The organism is Rhodococcus sp. 14-2483-1-1 (assembly GCF_002259335.1).
Lineage (GTDB): Bacteria > Actinomycetota > Actinomycetes > Mycobacteriales > Mycobacteriaceae > Rhodococcoides.
The window spans coordinates 1-2,535 of the sequence record NZ_NPFX01000025.1; the positions used below are offsets into that span (position 1 = coordinate 1).

At 60.7% G+C, this 2,535-nt stretch carries 1 protein-coding gene; it reads left to right on the forward strand.

The window, feature by feature from the left end; all coding sequences use genetic code 11:
• Positions 1-12: 12 nt before the first annotated feature.
• A partial coding sequence (locus CH294_RS26265; protein ID WP_254924357.1) for a condensation domain-containing protein occupies positions 13-2,535 on the forward strand: 2,523 nt, incomplete at its 3' end.

Sequence of the window (2,535 nt, forward strand, 5' to 3'; positions counted from 1 at the left end):
TCGCTCTCTGCGATGCGTGTCGTAGCCGCCGTGCAGGAAACCTTCGACTGTGAAATCAGCGTCCGTGCACTCATGGAAGCCCCCACCGTAGCGGGCCTGGCTCGTGTGGTGGGTGGAGGACAGTCGGGCACCAGGCAAATCTGGGAGCCATATGCGCGTCCGGCCCAGTTGCCGCTGTCGTTCGCCCAGCGTCGGTTGTGGTTCATCCATCAGCTAGAGGGACCATCGGCGACATACAACATCCCTCTGGTACTACGCCTAATCGGTCTACTCGACGTCGACGCGCTGACCCTGGCGGTTGCCGATGTCGTAGCCCGGCACGAGAGTGTTCGCACAGTGTTTCCCGCTACGGCTGGCGTGCCCGAGCAGTGCATTCTCGATGCCTCTGAAGGGCTTGTCGCCTGCAAAGTCATCGACGCCACCAACTGGACCGATCAACAGTTGGATGAGGCGGTCGGTATTGTCACCCGCCACGCCTTCGACTTAGAAACCGAGATTCCCTTTCGTGCAAGGCTTTTCGCAGTCTCGACCACGGAACACCATCTGGCCCTGGCAATGCACCACATCGCCGCCGACGGATCATCTCTCTCGCCGCTGGTTCGCGACCTGACTACCGCATATCAGGCCCGCACCACCCGGACGGAGCCAGGCTGGGAGCCGTTGCCCGTTCAGTACGCCGACTTCACAATCTGGCAGCACAAGCTCCTCGGCGAGGCCGACGATCCTAATACCCGATCTGGTCGACAAACAGTTTTCTGGGAGCGGAACCTCGCTGGATACGCGGGACTGCTGGAGCTTCCCACGGACCGGCCTTACCCCGCCGTCGCCAACCATCAGGGCGGCCAAGTCGTCGTCGAATGGCCCGCCGAACTGCAGGAACTCGTGCGGGTTGTGGCGCGGGAACGCAATGCGACGACGTTCATGGTGATGTCGGCGGCGCTTTCGGTGCTGTTGGCGCGTTTGAGCGGGAGCGCGGATGTGGCGTTCGGGGTGCCGACGGCGGGGCGGGGGCGAACCGAGTTTGACGGCATGGTCGGGTTTTTCGTCAACACGCTGGTGTTGCGTACGCGGGTTTCAGCCGAGATGAACTTCGGTGATTTGTTGGAGGAGGTACGGGAGCGGAGCCTGGACGCGTTCGCGAACCAAGATGTGCCGTTCGATGCGCTTGTCGAGCGCCTCAATCCGGTCCGTACGCAGGCTCACCATCCGTTGATCCAAATCCTGTTCGCCTGGCAAAACGTCACCCTGCCCGATCTGTCTCTGCCAGGTCTCGACATTTCCCCGCAGCGCACGGACACCTTGACCGCTCGAATGGACTTGACTTTCAGCCTGCGTGAGCGGTTCGACAACTCCGGCCGTCCCATAGGCATTGGGGGTCTGGTCGAGTACCGCACCGACGTCTATGACGCCGAAACTGTAAAACAACTTGTTACCCGCTGGCAGCGGGTGCTCACGACGATGCTCGCCGGCACGGACCGCTCGGTGGCGTCAATCGACTTGCTTGACGAGAGAGAACTGACGCAGCTGGACGCCCTCGGAGCGCGGTCAGTGCTAAATGAATCGATCGTGGACCCCGCGATTCCGGAGTTGTTCGCCGAGCAGGTGAGGGTGCGGCCGGACGTCATAGCGGTGGTGTTCGAGGGTCGGTCGTGGACGTATCAGGAGTTGGACGACACATCGACGCAGTTGGCTCATTTGTTGGCTGGGCGTGGGGTGGGAGTAGAGGACGTTGTTGCACTGTTGCTGCCACGTTCGGAACACACTGTGATAGCCATACTTTCGGTGCTGAAGCTGGGTTCTGCTTACTTGCCGATCGACATCAACACCCCTGACGAGCGCCTGGCATTCGTTCTACAAGACGCTGCGCCGGCCGCGATTTTGACCACGGTGAGCCTCGCTGGTCGCGTCAGTAAGTCCGGGGTCCCACTGATAGATGTCGAGGATCCCAAGGTCGCTGAACAGCCGACGACGACGTTGCCGGTGCCGAATGCTGACCTCCTCGCGTACATCATCTACACCTCAGGAACGACAGGCACACCCAAAGGCGTCGGCATCACACAAACGAACGTCACCCAGACCTACGCAGCTTCGGAACATGCTTTCAAACATTCCCCAGATCAGGTGTGGTCGATGTTCCATTCGTACTCGTTCGATGTGTCGGTGTGGGAGATGTGGGGCGCTCTGCTGCACGGCGGCCGCTTGGTGATCATCCCTGAGCATGCCGCCCGCTCCGCAACGGACTTTCACCGAATCCTGGTAGACGAGCAGGTCACCACCGTCAACCAGACCCCGTCCGCACTCGAGATGCTCTCGCCCGAGGGAATAGATCAAGTAAGGACCATTTTTGTGGGGGGTGAGGCATGCTCGCCCGAACTTGTCGATCGGTGGGCTTCAGGCCGAGAAATGATCAATGGCTACGGGGAGACAGAGACGTTCTACGCCTCTATGAGTGCGCCCATGAAGCCTGGTCATGGAGCTCCTATCGGTACGCCGGTGCCGGGTGATGCGTTGTTTGTGTTGGATTCCGGTTTGCGG